Source organism: Corynebacterium appendicis CIP 107643, assembly GCF_030408415.1.
GTDB classification, from domain to species: domain Bacteria; phylum Actinomycetota; class Actinomycetes; order Mycobacteriales; family Mycobacteriaceae; genus Corynebacterium; species Corynebacterium appendicis.
The window spans coordinates 708739-723155 of record NZ_CP046976.1 but is presented as its reverse complement, the minus strand read 5'-3'; the positions used below and the strand labels follow the sequence as shown (position 1 = coordinate 723155).

13 protein-coding genes are annotated in these 14417 nt (G+C 63.9%); 5 read left to right on the top strand and 8 right to left on the bottom strand.

Annotated features, from left to right (window positions below; translation table 11 throughout):
* Positions 1–26: 26 nt before the first annotated feature.
* Positions 27–1670: a peptide chain release factor 3 gene (locus CAPP_RS03680; protein WP_076599353.1), complete on the top strand. Its 1644-nt coding sequence runs from the start codon at positions 27–29 to the stop codon at positions 1668–1670.
* Between the two features lie 25 nt (positions 1671–1695).
* Here CAPP_RS03680 and CAPP_RS03675 read toward each other — a convergent pair whose 3' ends face one another.
* From CAPP_RS03675 to CAPP_RS03655, 5 genes are all read right to left on the bottom strand, one after another.
* Positions 1696–2175 (bottom strand): LppP/LprE family lipoprotein, encoded by a 480-nt coding sequence (locus CAPP_RS03675; protein WP_076599320.1) that lies wholly within the window; start codon positions 2173–2175, stop codon positions 1696–1698.
* Between the two features lie 170 nt (positions 2176–2345).
* Positions 2346–3230 (bottom strand): SDR family oxidoreductase, encoded by an 885-nt coding sequence (locus CAPP_RS03670; protein ID WP_076599319.1) that lies wholly within the window; start codon positions 3228–3230, stop codon positions 2346–2348.
* A 40-nt stretch (positions 3231–3270) separates the two neighbouring features.
* Positions 3271–4155: a patatin-like phospholipase family protein gene (locus tag CAPP_RS03665; protein WP_076599318.1), complete on the bottom strand. Its 885-nt coding sequence runs from the start codon at positions 4153–4155 to the stop codon at positions 3271–3273.
* Positions 4156–4182: 27 nt separating this feature from the next.
* Entirely contained in the window at positions 4183–5049 is an 867-nt protein-coding gene (locus CAPP_RS03660; RefSeq protein WP_076599317.1) for a patatin-like phospholipase family protein, read from the bottom strand.
* A 26-nt stretch (positions 5050–5075) separates the two neighbouring features.
* The gene (locus CAPP_RS03655) at positions 5076–6212 is read right to left on the bottom strand and encodes a YihY/virulence factor BrkB family protein (RefSeq protein ID WP_076599316.1); all 1137 of its coding nucleotides are present in this window, start codon (positions 6210–6212) and stop codon (positions 5076–5078) included.
* Between the two features lie 49 nt (positions 6213–6261).
* Here CAPP_RS03655 and CAPP_RS03650 point away from each other — a divergent pair, with 49 nt between their 5' ends.
* On the top strand, positions 6262–6720 hold the full coding sequence (locus tag CAPP_RS03650; RefSeq protein WP_076599315.1) for a hypothetical protein: 459 nt from the start codon (positions 6262–6264) through the stop codon (positions 6718–6720).
* On the opposite strand, the gene CAPP_RS03645 is transcribed toward CAPP_RS03650, so the two are convergent.
* The gene (locus tag CAPP_RS03645) at positions 6717–7916 is read right to left on the bottom strand and encodes an MFS transporter (RefSeq protein WP_076599314.1); all 1200 of its coding nucleotides are present in this window, start codon (positions 7914–7916) and stop codon (positions 6717–6719) included. The genes CAPP_RS03650 and CAPP_RS03645 overlap by 4 nt on opposite strands.
* 89 nt (positions 7917–8005) lie before the next feature.
* On the opposite strand from CAPP_RS03645, the gene dsdA reads away from it, so the two are divergent.
* Entirely contained in the window at positions 8006–9217 is a 1212-nt protein-coding gene (dsdA, locus tag CAPP_RS03640; protein WP_143313879.1) for a D-serine ammonia-lyase, read from the top strand.
* Here dsdA and CAPP_RS03635 read toward each other — a convergent pair whose 3' ends face one another.
* A complete protein-coding gene (locus CAPP_RS03635; RefSeq protein ID WP_076599313.1) occupies positions 9218–10879 on the bottom strand; it encodes an FAD-binding dehydrogenase in 1662 nt (553 codons plus the stop codon).
* A gap of 111 nt (positions 10880–10990) precedes the next feature.
* Between CAPP_RS03635 and CAPP_RS03630 the strand changes: the two genes are divergently transcribed.
* Together CAPP_RS03630 and CAPP_RS03625 are read left to right on the top strand one after the other, a co-directional pair.
* The gene (locus tag CAPP_RS03630; RefSeq protein WP_076599312.1) at positions 10991–12181 is read left to right on the top strand and encodes an NAD-dependent epimerase/dehydratase family protein; all 1191 of its coding nucleotides are present in this window, start codon (positions 10991–10993) and stop codon (positions 12179–12181) included.
* A gap of 1 nt (position 12182) precedes the next feature.
* On the top strand, positions 12183–13325 hold the full coding sequence (locus CAPP_RS03625) for a glycosyltransferase family 4 protein (protein ID WP_076599311.1): 1143 nt from the start codon (positions 12183–12185) through the stop codon (positions 13323–13325).
* On the opposite strand, the gene manA is transcribed toward CAPP_RS03625, so the two are convergent.
* Positions 13283–14404 (bottom strand): mannose-6-phosphate isomerase, class I, encoded by a 1122-nt coding sequence (gene manA / locus CAPP_RS03620; protein WP_076599310.1) that lies wholly within the window; start codon positions 14402–14404, stop codon positions 13283–13285. The genes CAPP_RS03625 and manA overlap by 43 nt on opposite strands.
* Positions 14405–14417: the final 13 nt, after the last annotated feature.

Genomic DNA, 14417 nt, shown 5'->3' with positions numbered 1-14417 from the left:
GCCCGAGCGACTACCCTCTACAGGTCATGAGCACCGTTTCCGAGGCCGCCCGCCGCCGCACGTTCGCCGTCATCGCCCACCCGGACGCCGGTAAGTCGACGTTGACGGAGGCGCTCGCGCTGCATGCGCACATCATTTCCGAGGCCGGCGCGGTGCACGGCAAGGGCAACCGCAAGTCGACGGTGTCCGACTGGATGGAGATGGAGAAGGACCGCGGCATTTCCATCGCGTCGTCGGCTCTCCAGTTCGAGTATTTGCCGGAGGGACAGGACGGCGAGCCTTACGTGATCAACCTCGTGGACACCCCGGGTCACGCGGACTTCTCCGAAGACACCTACCGCGTTCTTTCCGCGGTCGATGCCGCAGTCATGCTCATCGACGCCGCGAAAGGCCTCGAGCCGCAGACGCTCAAGCTCTTCCGCGTGTGCAAAGCGCGCGGGCTGCCGATCGTCACCGTGATCAACAAGTGGGACCGCGTCGGCCGCGAGCCGCTCGAGCTTGTCGACGAGATCGTCACCGAGATCGACCTCCAGCCCACCCCGCTGTACTGGCCGGTGGGCGAAGCGGGAGACTTCCGCGGGCTCGCGCACGTCAATGACGACGGAGAAGCCGACAAGTACATCCACTTCATCCGCACCGCGGGTGGATCCACCATCGCGCCGGAGGAGGAATATTCCCCGGAACAGGCTCTCGAACGCGAGGAGGATGCCTGGGATACCGCCGTCGAGGAGGCCGAGCTGCTCGCCGCCGACGGCGCAATCCACAACCAGGAGCTCTTCGAGCAGTGCGTGACCTCACCGCTGATCTTCGCCTCCGCGATGCTGAACTTCGGCGTACACCAGATCCTGGACACCCTGTGCGCGATCGCCCCGGCACCGGAGGGCCGAGAGTCCGACCCGAAGGCCATCGAGCAGGCTGAGACCGGCGGCGGGCAGGCCATCGACCCCGAGCGCGAGGTCGGCGACGAATTCTCCGGCGTTGTGTTCAAGGTCCAGGCTGGCATGGACAAGAACCACCGCGACACGCTGGCTTTCATGCGCGTGGTCTCCGGCGAATTCGATCGCGGCATGCAGGTCACGCACGCGCAGTCTGGCCGCAGCTTCTCCACGAAGTACGCGCTCACCGTCTTCGGCCGCAACCGCGACACTGTGGAAACCGCGTTCCCCGGCGACATCATCGGCCTCGTCAACGCTGGCGCACTCGCCCCGGGCGACACGATCTACACCGGCAAGAAGGTGCAGTTCCCGCCGATGCCGCAGTTCGCTCCAGAGCACTTCCGTACGCTGCGCGCGAAGTCGCTGGGCAAGTACAAGCAGTTCCGCAAGGCCCTCGAACAGCTGGACGCGGAAGGCGTCGTGCAGATTCTGCGCAACGATGCCCGCGGCGACGCCGCCCCCGTCATGGCCGCCGTCGGCCCCATGCAGTTCGAGGTCATGCAGGCCCGCATGGAAAACGAGTACAACGTCGAGACCGTCACCGAGCCGATCCCCTACTCCGTGGCCCGCCGCACCGACGCGGAATCCGCTCCGGAGCTGGGCCGCCAGCGCGGCGTGGAGATCTTCACTCGCACCGACGGCGAGCTCATCGCCCTGTTCGGCGACAAGTGGAAGCTCGCCTTCATCGAGAAGGAGCACCCAGACCTGACCATGGAGCCCCTCGTCGCGGACTAGCTGTAATTTCAGCCGGGCTTGTGGGCTACCGCGCCGTCAACGAAGTGTTGGGAATCCGTCCTTCGTGCGCGACCTTGGCTCCGTCCCAGTAGTAAGTCACCGTGCTGTTGTAGTTCGGGGACTCGGAATTCGCCGCGCCAGCCGCGTCCAGTGCTTCCCAGCCTTTGTACAGCACCGTGAACGAGTCCCCGTCCGGCGTGATCTCCTTCGCCTGCTGCGGATAGATGGAGTCGATACTGATGTACTCGCCCTTGTGGAACATGAGGATCAGCGTGCCGAACTGCGCGTTTCCTTGTTTCGCCTGAACCACTGAGGCGTAGCTCAAGTCACTGCACGAGTCATAGGTGGTGCGCCGGGTGAACTTCCAGCCGCCGAATCGATTCGGGTATTCGTCGTTGACCTCATCGACGGCTCTGTGGATTTCGGGGTTGGCCGGGTCCGTGTCGCACTCTTCGTGCCCCTTCGGATTCGTCTCTGTTTTCGGTTTCGGATTCTTCCGCTTCAATCTCAGACACCGTCGTGACCGTCGTGCTGGGCGGTTCCTCTTGGGTGCTCTCTGCCGTATTCTCCGCTGGCTGGAGCACTGTTCAGCCAGTTCTTCGCTGCCACAACCCGCCAAGAATCGACGGTGCCGAGACATGGTTTCCTTCAAGTCCTTTGAGAGGGCTTCGGTGGTTACGGGGTCAGCGCGCCGCCGGTGACAGCGAGGGTCTCCCCCGAGACATAGGATGCGTCCTCGGAGGCCAGGAAGACGTACGCGCCAGCCAATTCGGCAGGCTGGCCCGGACGGCCCATCTTGGAGCCCTGACCGAAATTGTCCACGACCTCTTTCGGCTGGCCCTCCGCCGGCTGGATCACAGTCCAGATCGGACCGGGTGCGACAGCGTTCACGCGAATGCCCTTGGACGGAAGAAGCTCCTCTGAAAGACCTTTCGCGAAATTGTTGAACGCGGCTTTGGTGATCGCGTAGTCCAGCAGCTCCTTCGACGGCTGGTAGGCCTGGATCGAAGTGGAGAAGATGATGGACGAACCGGGTTCCATGTGCTTGACGGCCTCTTTGGTGACGCGGAAAGCGGAGTAAATATTCGTCTTCATCGTCGCGTCGAAGTCCTCGTCGGAGATGTTCAGCAGACCGTCATTCCACACCTGACGGGAGGCGTTGTTGACCAGGATGTCGATGCCGCCGAGCCCCGAAACAGTCTTTTCAACCGCGGCGACGCAGTTTTCCAGCTCGGTCAGGTCACCGGGGATCGCCACCGCCGTGCGGCCTTCCTTCTCGATGGCCGCAATGATGCGCTCTGCATCCTCCTGCTCCTCGGGTAGATGTGAGATCGCCACATCGGCTCCCTCACGGGCAAAAGCGATGGCGGTTGCCGCGCCAATGCCGGAATCGCCGCCGGTGATCAATGCGCGGCGGCCGTCCAGCTTGCCGCTGCCTGTGTAGGAGTCGAGGCCGAGATCGGGTTCGGTGACCATCGCGGTATCACGGCCCGGATTGTCCTGACGCGGCTCGCTGGGGAATTCGGACGGGTATTTCGTGCGTGGATCAATGAGTGCCATGACCGCCAGCCTACGCGCTAATACTTCAATGGGCATTTGTTCACGAAAGGGTCACGGGAGCGGAGAGAAAATCCACCCACTCGTCCCATTCGCGCTCTACCTGGGCTTTACCCATCAGGTAATTGGCGCTGAGTTTGACCACGTTGCGCTCCGAGGCGTCCACGCTCATGGACTCGGGAAAGAACACCTTGGCGCGGCCCTGCTGCTCCAGCTCGAGGATCGTGTCCTTCGAGGCGTTGTAGCGCGGCGGGCGGGCAATCAACGCTTCAGCTACCGCCGGATGCTTGGGAAACAACCGGCGCGTCGCGATCGGCCGGGTGTTGTCGGGCCGGACATAGTCACGCTCTTTCGTGGCAAGGACGAGGAATTTGGAAAAGCCGGCGGCGATGGCGGCGTCGATAAGCAATCCCCCCGACACCCCGAGTGCGCCGTCGACGTACGGGATGCCGTCGATGGCCCCCATGGGCATGACCTTCGGCAGCGTGGACGATGCGCGGGTGACTTGCCCGATGATCTCCGTCGAAGTGAGGTCCTTGCGGTTCCACGTGACCGTGTGGCCGGTGTCCGCGCGGACAGCTTCAATGTGGACTTCCGTGTCGTGGTTCGCCTCGAAGGTCTCAAAGTCGAACGGGAGAATGTGGTGCGAGCCCTCGTAGATGAATTCCGCGTTGAAGTAGCCGTTGCCGCGCGCCAGCGAGACCCAGCCACCGAATTTCTGGTGCGCGACGAAATTCGTGAACGATTCCCGCGCGCGGTGGGCGTCACGCGAGACGTAATTCACTGCGTGCGCCGCGCCCGCTGAGACGCCCCCGACCCAACCGAAACGCACATCCTCCTGGATCAATCTGACGATCGCCGGAGCCGTGTAGGAGTTGCGCATGCCGCCACCTTCGATAACGAGGGCTGTGTCGGTGGCGTCGATCATGCGGACGATTGTAAAGGCTTGCCCCTTTTAGCGCTCGAGGAACTCCTTGACCGCATCCCACTCGCGGTCGAATTGCTTCTTGCCCGCCGCGAAATTCTTCTGCAGTTTGGGCACCTTGAATTCGGCGTTTTCCACCATCATGTTCTCCGGGTAGAAGACATAGGCCTTGCCGTCGGCGGCGAGCTCGTCGATACGCGCCTTGGCCTGGTTGTAGGCATCCGGGCGGTCGATGGTGCGGCGGGCGACCTCCGGGTACTTCGGGAACATGCGGCGGACCATGCCCGGGCGGTTCACCGGCTCGCGCACGTAGTCGCGCGGCTTGGTGGCCAGCACGAGCAGCTTGGAAAAGCCGGCGTTCTCAGCGGCGCTGACCAGCAGGCCGCCGTCGTCTCCGAGGGCGCCGTCGACATAGGGAACACCGTCTATTGTCGCCATCGGCATGAGCATCGGCATGGTGGAGGATGCGCGCATGACCAGGTTGATCGTGTCCTCGTCCTGCAGGTCGGCATTCTTCCACGCCACCGATTCGCCGGTGTCGGCGCGGACCGCCTCGATGTGGACCGGGGTGTCGTTAGCTACGAATGCGTCCAGTTTGAACGGCAGTTCGCCGCCGCGGTCCTGGAACATGAACTCCGCGTTCATCAGCCCGCGGCCGATCGCCAACGACCGCAGGCCGCCGATCTTCGGGTGGCCCATGAACGTGGTGAACGCTTCCTCGGTGCGCTTCGCGTCCCCCGACAGGAAGTTGATGGCGTGAATCGCGCCGGCCGAGACACCGCCAACCCAACCGAATTGCACATCTTCTTCGATGAGTTTCATGATCGCAGGGGCGGTGTACGAATTACGTGTTCCGCCACCCTCAATGACGAGGGCGGTATCGCGTGCATCAATCATGGTTCCCCAGTGTAAGGTGCTTCACACTATTCGTGGCGTTTTGACGCCGCTTCTTCTTTGACATCTTCCGCCAAACGGTGCAGCCAGAGGCGCACTTTGCGCTGAAACAGCACCGCGTCCTGGGAGCGCGGCGGGGCCTGGATGAGGACCTCGGAATCGTATCCTGCCTGCAGTTCTTTTGCCCTCAAAATCTCCGCGTCGAGCTTCACGCCGAGCAACAGAACGATATTCATCGCCCACACCGCTACCAGGACAGTGAGCACAGTTCCGAACGCGCCGTACGCGCTCCGCAGCCCGAAAATAGACAAGTACACACCGAACAGCGCCCATTCCGCGCCGATGACGAGCATCGCGAATACCGCGCCGACAGTCAGCAAGCGGAAGCGGCCGGGGCGCACATTCGGCGCGAAATAGAACAGGCACGTCACAAGCACGACAGCGGCTACCACCACCGCCGGGTACCGCGCCCACTCCCACACCGGCAGCAGGATCTGGTTCAGATAATCCAGTGCGCCGGTCAGCCCGAGGGGTTCAGCAATCGGCCCGAGCACGGCGTTGATGACGGATTCGCGCAGCACGAGCGCGGCGACCACGACAACGAGTCCGACGACGAGCAACAGCGTGATCGCCCACATGGTCAGCCACGTCACGGGCAGACCGCGGCCTTCCATCCGCCCGTAGATCACGTTCGTCGAGCGCGAGAATGCGCGCACATACGCCGATGCCGCCAGCAGCGACACGAGCAGGGAGATCACCAGCGCGACAGTGCTCTGCGCCGGCGTTCCCACGACGGACACAAATAGGTCGAAAGCTTGCTCGCGCAGTGCCTCGGGCACAGCCTCGTCGATAAGCCCGCCCACCATGTCGCGCAGCTCATTCTCGTCCGCGGGAAACAGCAGCGTCACCGTGGAATAGAACGCCAGCAGCATCGGCGCGAATGCCGTCACACTGAAATAGGTCATCGTAGCGCCGCGGTCCATGAGAGCGAGGGGGGCGAAGTCCAACACGGTGCGCGCGAGAATCAGCTTCCATGATTTCTTCGTCAGCCGGTTGCTCCGCCGTAGGGGGTCGTCACGCGCGTAGCGGGGCTCGACCGTCTCGATCTGACCGGGCCCGTACGGTTGCACGAATTCCGCGGCGTGCGAGACGGTTTCTTGACTCATGCTCCACACATTATCCGGCGCATGGCTGTTCTCGTTGTAGGGTTGGGCCATGTCATGGGCGCAAAGTACTGAGCTGGGCTTCCAGACGAGCATCTGGGAGCCGATCCTCATCCTCGTTATCATCTTCATGCTGATCGCCATCCCCGCCATCGCGATCGCATTCGGCGTGATCCGCAAACGCGACCGCATGACCGTCTACCACGCTGACACGCTGTCGGTCCGCACGGCCAATATCAGCCCGGAATCGGACGACATCATCGTGATCGTCACGCTCGAGGAAGACGCGTTTCAACGCATTTCGCTTATCGACGCCCCGTTGCGCCTCTCCTCCCCCTCATCCCGCCCCGTCACGTTCTACCCGGGCACATCCGGCCCACCGGTCCTCGACCCGAATGAGGGGTGGATCATTCCGGTCTCAAAGGAGACCCAGGCTGAATTGCGCGCTTTGCCTTCGGGCAACGAGCACGAGCTGACCACCACCAACGTGGCGTTCGTCGTGGAGAATTAGCCGCGCCGCAGGTACCCGGAGCGGATCTGCAATGTCCTGATCAGCGCCGAGCACAACGCCAGTCCCGCGAGCACCCAGTACGGCAGCGACGGCCCGACGAATCCTGCCAGCCATTCGATGAGCGGCGGGTAGCCGAAGCCGATGTAGGTGGCCACGTAGTAGACACCGATGACAGCGCCGCGTTTTGCCGGGGGGCTGAAGGTTTCCACGTCCAGCAGGCCCTCGCGCAGGCACAGGCCGTAGGCCAATCCGAGGAACACCGAGGCCGCCACGAACATTGCGAACGACGGGGCCGCGCCGCCGATCGCCGCGAGAATAAAGCCGACCGCCGAGCACACCGCACCGATCACGCCGGAGGACGGCCCGAATTCGAAGCGGCGGCCAAGCGCCTGGATGACCAAGCCCGAACCGAAGGCCGTCACCGCGGCCACGCCGGGCAGGAAAGCACTGGATTCGAAGTGCTGGCCCACGCGGCCGGAGAGCACCACGATCGCACTCGTCATCGACGCGAAGACCCATAACCCCATCGGGAATGCGGTGAGCAGAGCCTTCTTCGCGGACCGGTCCTCTGCAGGCGCCCGGACGCCGTCTTCTTGCTCAGCCTTCTCCACGATCACCTCGCGGGTATTAGGCGCGTCGCCGACCATCATGGAAAACACCACCGCGGCGAACGACAGCACGATCGAGGCGATGTATGGGATATAGATCGCGTTGTGCGCGCTGACGAGGTGCGCGATGATGCCTGAGGCGATGGGCCCGAGCATGAAGCCCGAGGTCAAGAAGATGCCCGCCAGTGTCGTGCCTGCCGCGCCCCTCAAGCGCCCTGCCCACGCCGTTCCTGCGCTGACCACCAGCCCCACGCCGAGCCCGATCACGAACCGGGCGCCGAGCATGACCGCCGGTATCTCCTGCCAGAACATCAGCGCGATATTGCCCAGCGCGGCGACGATCGCGCCCACCGTCACCGCCGGACGCGAGCCGAACCGGTCCGCCACGAGGCCGCCGAGAATCAAGCACGGGAACAGGCCGAGCGCGTAAATGCCGTAGGCGCTGTTGACCAGCAACGTGGACATGTGCTGGTCCTCGCGCAGCACAACGAGCACCGACGCGAAGTGGTTCGCCGCCCAGCCGGCAGTGATCAGAAAGGCCACTACGCTGGCGAAAACCAGCTGCGGTCGAGACTTCTTTGTATCCATATTCTGTCTCCTTTCTGACCTACGCCACCCACAGTGAACGGTGTGACCCACGTAACTGTACACCGGTGCGACTCGTACAATGGATCCCCATGACCATGCCTTGGGATCGTCCAGCTCACCCCACCCCCGCACCGCTCTCGCTTCCCGACGCCATCTCCCGCAGCCAAGAGGTCTCCTGGGCCCCCGCTCCCGGCAGCGCTCTCGATCCGGACGTCGTGTCAGCAGTGGAGGGCGCCGCCGCCCGCTTCGACCGTTTTAAGCCATGGGTCGCCGAGCATTTTCCCGAGACCGGCGACGGCACCATTGAATCCGAGATCCAGCCTGTCCCCGAGACTCGCGACTACCTGAACCGCCTACTGGAGCGCGACCTTCCCAGCGAGCTGTGGGTGAAACGCGACGACGCCTTGCCGATCAGTGGGTCCATCAAGTCCCGCGGCGGCGTCCACGAAGTGTTCCGTCTCGCCGAAGAAGGCCGTCACGAGAAGCTCTCCGTCGCCTCCACCGGCAACCTCGCTCTGTCGATCGGCACCGTCGGTCCCCTGCTCGGCTTCGACACCGAGGTGCACATGTCGGTGGACGCGAAGCAGTGGAAGAAAGACCTGCTGCGCTCCCGCGGCGCCCGCGTTGTCGAGCACCCCGGCCTCTTCACTGACACGGTCGCCGAGGCGCGGGAAAATACCCACGACGCCTTCTTCATCGACGACGAGAACTCTCTCGGCCTTTTCGCCGGTTATGCGGTAGCCGGTCAGCGCCTCAAGGAGCAGTTCGCAGCTCAAGGCACACACTTCACTCCGGCCAACCCCCTCTACGTCTACCTTCCTTGCGGTGTCGGCGGCGGACCGGGCGGAGTGACCTTCGGCCTCAAAATGGCATTCGGCGAGGCTGTTTCCTGCCATGTTGTGGAGCCCACCGCCAGCCCGTGCATGCTGCTCGGCGCATTCACGGGAAACGCCGATGTCACCTGCGCCGACTACGGCCTGTCCGGCCGCACCATCGCCGACGGCCTCGCCGTCCAAAGCCCCTCCCCGCTCGCCATGGAGCACGCGGCGCATCTCGTCAGCGGCTTCCACACCCTCGACGACATCACGTTCCTCGCCGCCGTCAATTGGCTGGAGCGCACTGCCGACATCATCGCCGAGCCGTCCGCCACCGCCGGGCTCACCATTCCGTGGCGGCTTCCCGACGCACCTGACACAGCCACCCACCTGGTGTGGCTCACCGGCGGCTCGCTCATCCCCGACCAAGACAAAGACCGCCTGCGCGGGCAGGCGGCCACAGCCTCACTTCACTGGCAGCGCTGATCACTCACGCGCGGCGTGCTCGCCGACCCGCTTGCCGGAGTGAATGCAGCCGCCGAGGAACGTGCCTTCCAGAGCGTTCTTGCCGTGCATTCCGCCCCCGCCGAAACCGGCGGCCTCGCCGCAGGCGTAGAGGCCGGGGAATACGGAGCCGTCGGCAAGCAACGCCCGACCTCCCAAGTTCGTCTCGATTCCTCCGAGCGTCTTGCGCGTCAAAATGTGCAGCTTGACAGCAATGAGCGGCCCCTTCTTCGGATCCAATAAACGGTGTGGCTCCGCGCAGCGGACGATCTTGTCACCCAAGAAATTGCGCGCGGTGCGGATGTAGTTCACCTGCGCGTCCTTGGAGAAATTGTTGGTTAGCTGCGCGTCGCGCTCCACCAGCTGTTTGTGGACCAGGTCGCCGTCGACTTCGACGCCGTCGTCGCCGAGCTCGTTCATCTTGCGCACGAGATCCTCGACGGAGTCTGCGGTGACCCAGTCAACGCCGTTGTCCATGAACGCCTTGACGGCCGGGTGCGTGCCCGGGCCGATCTTGCCCGCCAGCTTCTTCAGCGACTTGTCCGTGAGATCCGGATTCTGCTCCGAGCCGGAGAAAATGAACTCCTTGTCTGCGATGTGCTGGTTGAGAATGAACCACGAGTAGCCGTAGCCGGTCCGGCCGACGTGCGCGAGCGCGGCGATATTGTCCGAGCCCGGGAACAGGTTCGTCGGCAGGCGCTTTCCCGTGGCATCGAGCCACATGGAGCTCGGCCCCGGAATAATGCGGATGCCGTGGCCCGGCCAGATCGGATCCCAGTTGATCATGCCCTCCGGGTAGTGCCACATGCGGTCGGTGTTGACCAGGTTCGCGCCGGCAGCCGCCGCGATATCGATGCCGCGTCCGTCGACATGCTCGGGCACGCCGGTGACCATGTCCTCCGGGCACGGCCCCCAGCGGTCCTCCGGCCACATCTCGCGTACCTTGTTCAGGTTGCCGCCAATGCCGCCAGTGGAGATCACCGCTGCCGCACCCCGCACCTCGAACGGCTCTACCTCGTCGTTGTTCGAGGCGACGCCGCGGGCACCTGAGTCATCTGCCAGCTTCACGCCCTTCACGCCCACGGCGCGCCCACCTTCGACGATGATGTCGTCGACGCGGTGGCGGAATTTGAACTCCACCTTGCCCGCCTGCTCGGCGCGCTCGACGGGCTCGCGGAAGACACGGACGACCTCCGGGCCGGTGCCCCACGTCAAGTGGAAGCGTGGCACGGTGTTGCCGTGACCGGACGCGTCGCCGGAGCCGCGCTCCGCCCAGCCGACCGTCGGCAGAACGCGAAGCCCCAATTCCTTCAGGTAATCATGCATCTCATTCGAAGCGAAGCGGACGTATTCACGGCCCCATTCGCGCGGCCAACGGTCATACTCCTCGTCGTCGTAATCCGCGGAATTCTCCCAGTCTGCCCAGGCGAGATCCTCGAAATCCTTGGCTCCCATGAGCTTCTGCTCTGGGGTGCCCACCATGAACAGGCCGCCAAGCGACCAGAATGCCTGCCCGCCGAGATTCGCCCGGCTCTCCTGCTCCACAAACACGACCCGGCGGCCAGCTTTGACCGCCTCGTGCGCTGCGACGAGGCCCGCCAATCCGGCCCCCACGATGATGATGTCTCCCGAGTTTTGTTTCATACCCGAAACATACATAACGCTTTCCAGGTTGTGGCCGTTTTCACTTACCCGGCGGAAAACCCGGAGGGGAGGTAACGTAGCCGGGAAGCCTGAAAATGGAAAGGTAGATACATGAAAATCGCGGTCCTCGGCGGCGACGGCTTTTGCGGCTGGCCTGCATCTCTGCATCTTTCGGACATCGGCCACGACGTGACCATCGTCGATAACCTCTCCCGCCGTCGCATCGACGAAGAACTCGGCGCAGAATCGCTCACGCCGATCGTGTCCATCGAGGACCGCATCGCTGCCTGGAAAGAGGTCTCCGGCAAGGAGATCGCGTTCCGCAATATCGACGTCGCACAGGACTACGAGGGCCTCAAAGAGTTCATCTCCACCGAGCAGCCCGAAGCGATCATCCACTTCGCCGAACAGCGCGCCGCACCGTATTCCATGAAGAACCCGGTGACCAAGCGCTACACCGTGGACAACAACGTCAACGCCACCCACAACCTGCTCGTCGCCGTTGTGGAGTCCGGCCTGGACATCCACATCGTCCACCTGGGCACCATGGGCGTCTACGGCTACGGTACCGCCGGCATGCAGATCCCAGAGGGCTACCTGGATATCAAGGTGGACACCGGCGAGGAGTTGGTCGACCAGCAGATCCTCTACCCCACCAATCCAGGATCGGTGTACCACCTGACCAAGGTGCTGGACCAGAACCTGTTCGCCTACTACGCCAAGAACGACGAGCTGCGCATCACCGACCTGCACCAGGGCATCATCTGGGGCACCCACACCCCGCAGACGGAGCGCGACGAGCGCCTGATCAACCGCTTCGACTACGACGGCGACTACGGCACGGTGCTCAACCGCTTCCTCATGCAGGCGGCGATCGGCTACCCGCTCACCGTCCACGGCACCGGCGGCCAGACCCGCGCGTTCATCCACATCCGCGACATGGTCAAGTGCGTCCAGATCGCGCTGGAGAACCCGCCCGCTAAGGGCGACCGCGTGAAGATCTTCAACCAGATGACCGAGACCCACCGGGTCCGCGACCTGGCGGAGCTGGTGGCAAAGATCTCTGGCACCGAATACGCGCTCGTCCCGAACCCGCGCAAGGAGTCCGCGGAGAACGAACTGCACGTCTCCAACGACACCTTCCTGAGCTTGGGCCTTAAGCCGACGAAGCTCGCCGAGGGCCTGCTGCAGGAGGTCGAGGACGTGGCAAAGAAATACGCCGACCGCGCCGACCGCAGCAAGATTCCGGCGCGCTCCCTGTGGACCCGCAACCAGTCAGAGGGCGTCCCGGAGAACGCCTAGGATGCGGATCGCGATTTTCACGGAGGTCTTCCTTCCCAAGATCGACGGCGTGGTCACACGTGTGATCCGCACCGTCGACCAACTGGCGGAGATGGGCCACGAGGTGATGATCTTCGCCACCGGCGACACCCCGGATACCTACGCCGGCTTCCCGGTCGTGCGCGCGCCGAGCTTCTCCTTCCATTTCATCTACCCGGAGATCAAGGTGGGCCTGCCCACCCCGGCGGTGACGAAGAAACTCAAGGAGTTCGACCCGGACATCGTCCACGCCGTCAACCCGGTCTTCTTCGCTGGCTACGGAGCCCTTCTTGCGAAGCGCCTCAAAAAGCCGCTACTCGCGTCCTTCCACACCGACGTGCCCGCCTACACGGAGGCGCTGAAGATTGGGCTCGTCAAAAAGCCCGCCACAGCAGCCATCCGCGCCTTCCACAACCGCGCGCAGATGAACCTGGTCACCTCCGACCCGATGCTGGACACCGCGAAGGGCTATGGTTTCCGCGACCTCGCCGTGTGGCCGAAAGCGGTCGACACCGTCGGCTACCACCCAGACAACTACTCCGCGGAAATGCGCAGCACGCTCACCGACGGCAACCCCGATGCCCCGCTGCTCATCTACGTCGGCAGGATGAGCGCGGAGAAGAACCTCTCCATCCTCAACGGCATCATGCCGATCCTGCGCGAAAAGGTCCCCGGCACCCGCCTGGCCATGGTCGGCGCGGGCCCGCAGCTGGAGCAAATGAAGAAGGAATTCGACCCCGCCTACACCGTCTTCACCGGTTACATGTCGGGCACTCCCCTCGCCCAAGCCTTTGCCTCCGCCGACGTCTTCGCGTTCCCGTCGCTGACGGAGACCCTCGGCCTCGTCGCGCTGGAGTCGTTCGCGTCCGGCGTCCCCGTCGTGGGCGCACGTGCCGGCGGCATCCCGTTCGTCATCGAGGATGGAAAAACAGGCGAACTCGTCGACAGGGATGCAACGCCTGAGCAGTGGGCGGACGCATTCGAGAGCATGCTTATCGACGACACCAGCCGCATGTCCGCTGCCGCCCGGGCAGAGGCCGAGCGCTGGTCCTGGCGCGCGGCGACGGAGAAGCTCGTCGACTACTACGAGGTCTGCACCACGAAGAAGTCCGCTGAGGAGAACTGAGCCTCAACCTCCCCGTCATTGGCAGCAACAAACGCCGCCTCGCCGGAAGAAAGCACCAATTCTCCCAGCTGGACCTCCCCCGCCACAGCGAGAACAATCGCCGGCCCCGCCACAGACGCGGAACCTTCCCCCTCAAACCGCGTCACGGCGAAATCATCCACCGGAACAGGAAAGTCCGTACGGTTCCCCGACACCTCCGACACGAGCACCGGATCGTCGATCGGGGAAAACACGACGATGTTTTCCAGCTCGTCGACATCGATGTGCTTCGAGGTCAACCCGCCGCGCAGCACATTATCGGAATTGGCCATGACCTCCACGCCGAAGCCGGACAGGTAGGCGTGCACATTGCCGGCGGGCAAGAACAGCGCCTGACCGGGTCTCAATTCCACGTGGTGGAGCAGCAATGCCGCGAGCACACCGACATCGCCGGGGAACGCCTCCCCGATGAAGACGAGATTGCGCGCGACCGGGGAGTCCAGTTCCGCGGCCCGCTCCAGCACCGCATCGACCACAGGCTCAGGATCCTCCAGCTGCAACCAGCCGGACAACACAGAGCGCAGGCGCTTATCGACGGCCACGCTGCCGTCGTCAAGCATTGCGCGAACATCCGCTAACTCCGGCACGGCGAGCTCATCGAGCAGCGCCACCGTCTTTTCCAACGGCTGGAATCCCGCCATCGCGCGGAACGGCGTCAACGCGATGAGGATCTCTGGTTTGTGGTTCGGGTCCTTGTAATTCCGGTGCGCGGCATCCCGCGGAATGCCTGCAGCGTCCTCGCGGGCAAAGCCCTCCCGCGCCTGCTCGATCGACGGGTGCGCCTGGATCGACAGTGGACGCGCGGCCGCCAGCAGCTTCACTAGAAATGGAAGGCGCCCGGCCTCCCCCACAGTGCCCTGCGGATCAGCCGCAATGACCTCATCCAACGGCCCCTCATCGGTGGCCGACGGCGCGGACGGGTGCGCCCCGAACCACGCCTCCGCCTCCGGCTGTCCCGAAGGCGTGCGGTCTTGCAAGTCGGCGATGCTGCTGGTGTCGCCCCAGGCGTAATCCTGGATCTTGCCCGTGAGTTTGAGCACTGTGGCCGTCCCC

Bases quoted from the DNA above. Each gene is read 5' to 3' on its own strand.
- CAPP_RS03680 (WP_076599353.1), top strand. From the start codon at position 27: ATGAGCACCGTTTCCGAGGCCGCCCGCCGCCGCACGTTCGCCGTCATC.
- dsdA (WP_143313879.1), top strand. From the start codon at position 8,006: ATGACCATGCCTTGGGATCGTCCAGCTCACCCCACCCCCGCACCGCTC.
- CAPP_RS03660 (WP_076599317.1), bottom strand. From the start codon at position 5,049: ATGATTGATGCACGCGATACCGCCCTCGTCATTGAGGGTGGCGGAACA.
- CAPP_RS03635 (WP_076599313.1), bottom strand. From the start codon at position 10,879: ATGAAACAAAACTCGGGAGACATCATCATCGTGGGGGCCGGATTGGCG.
- CAPP_RS03655 (WP_076599316.1), bottom strand. From the start codon at position 6,212: ATGAGTCAAGAAACCGTCTCGCACGCCGCGGAATTCGTGCAACCGTAC.
- CAPP_RS03670 (WP_076599319.1), bottom strand. From the start codon at position 3,230: ATGGCACTCATTGATCCACGCACGAAATACCCGTCCGAATTCCCCAGC.
- CAPP_RS03630 (WP_076599312.1), top strand. From the start codon at position 10,991: ATGAAAATCGCGGTCCTCGGCGGCGACGGCTTTTGCGGCTGGCCTGCA.
- CAPP_RS03645 (WP_076599314.1), bottom strand. From the start codon at position 7,916: ATGGATACAAAGAAGTCTCGACCGCAGCTGGTTTTCGCCAGCGTAGTG.
- CAPP_RS03650 (WP_076599315.1), top strand. From the start codon at position 6,262: ATGTCATGGGCGCAAAGTACTGAGCTGGGCTTCCAGACGAGCATCTGG.
- CAPP_RS03665 (WP_076599318.1), bottom strand. From the start codon at position 4,155: ATGATCGACGCCACCGACACAGCCCTCGTTATCGAAGGTGGCGGCATG.
- CAPP_RS03625 (WP_076599311.1), top strand. From the start codon at position 12,183: ATGCGGATCGCGATTTTCACGGAGGTCTTCCTTCCCAAGATCGACGGC.